Genomic DNA, 1,290 nt, shown 5'->3' with positions numbered 1-1,290 from the left:
CGCTGGCGATAGCGGTCGAGCGCGACCGCGCCGATGATCACGAGCCCCTTGATGATGTATTGCCAGATGTCGGACACGCCGAGCAGCACGAGGCCGTTGGTCAGCACCGCGATGATCAGCGCGCCGATCAGCGTGCCGACGATCGAGCCGACGCCGCCGACGAAGCTCGTGCCGCCGAGGATCACCGCGGCGATCGCATCGAGTTCGTACGACTGGCCGAGCTGCAGGCCGTTGGCCGCATAGAGCCGCGCGGCCGACATCACCGCGCCGAGGCCGGCGAGCAGGCCCGACGCCGCATACACGAACAGCTGGATTGCGCGCACGTTGATGCCCGACAGCCGTGCGGCTTCCGGGTTGCCGCCGACCGAATAGATCCGCATGCCGAGCACCGTGCGGCGCAGGATGAACCACGACAGCGCGATCACCGCGCACGCGATCACGACGAGCCACGGCACGCCGAGGATCGTGCCGTTGCCGATGAACGCGAACGGCAGTTGCGGGTTGAAGACGGTCGTGTCGTTGCCGATCAGGCGGGCGACGCCGCGCACGGCCGTCATCGCGCCGAGCGTGACGATGAACGGCGGCAGGCGCAGGAACGAGATCAGGCCGCCGTTGATCGCGCCGAACACGAGGCCGACCGCGAGCGCGATCGGCACGCCGAGCCAGCCCCAGCCGGGGATGGTCGACGCGATGAGCGCGGCGACGGCCGACGCGGCGAGCACCGAGCCGACCGACAGGTCGATGCCGCCCGTCAGGATCACGAAGGTCATGCCGGCGGCGAGCACGATGTTGATCGACGCCTGCTGCGTGACGATCGACAGGTTCTGCAGCGTGAAGAAGCCGTCGGTCAGGAAGCCGAAGCCGATGCAGAGGACCAGCAGCACCGGCAGCATGCCGGCGGTGCGCAGCAGCGACTGCATGCGCGCGCGATGATCGGCGCCGCGCATCAGCGGCGTACGGTTGGCGACCGGATGGGCCGTCGCGGACGCGAGGTTCCGCTGCTTGGTCGGGTTGATCATGTCGGTACCTTGAAGGAAGAAGGAAATGAAGGGGCCGTGGTCAGTGCGCGTCGGCGAGCTCGGCCTGCGAGCCGGTGGCGAGCGCGATGATCGCTTCCTGCGTGATGGGCGTGTGCGTGTGGCCGCCGAGTTCGCCGGCGATCTCGCCTTCGCGCATCACGAGCACGCGGTCGGCGACGCCGATGATCTCCGGCAGCTCGCTCGAGATCACGATCACGCCGACACCCGCGCGGGCCAGTTCGTTGATGATCCGGTAGATCTCGGATTTCGC

The 1,290-nt window shown here is 68.4% G+C and carries 1 protein-coding gene and 1 pseudogene; both read right to left on the bottom strand.

What is annotated here, in order from left to right; all coding sequences use genetic code 11:
- Positions 1–1,019 (bottom strand): ABC transporter permease subunit (locus U4012_RS35500; RefSeq protein WP_321804529.1); only part of this gene is annotated, 1,019 nt, incomplete at its 3' end.
- Between the two features lie 40 nt (positions 1,020–1,059).
- Positions 1,060–1,290 (bottom strand): annotated as a pseudogene (locus U4012_RS35495) (sugar ABC transporter ATP-binding protein); the annotation flags it as partial.

Source organism: Burkholderia sp. BCC1988, from assembly GCF_905339895.1.
Classification (GTDB): Bacteria; Pseudomonadota; Gammaproteobacteria; order Burkholderiales; family Burkholderiaceae; genus Burkholderia.
The sequence above is the reverse complement of the archived record's forward strand: the minus strand, read 5'-3'. Positions and strand labels throughout refer to the sequence as shown.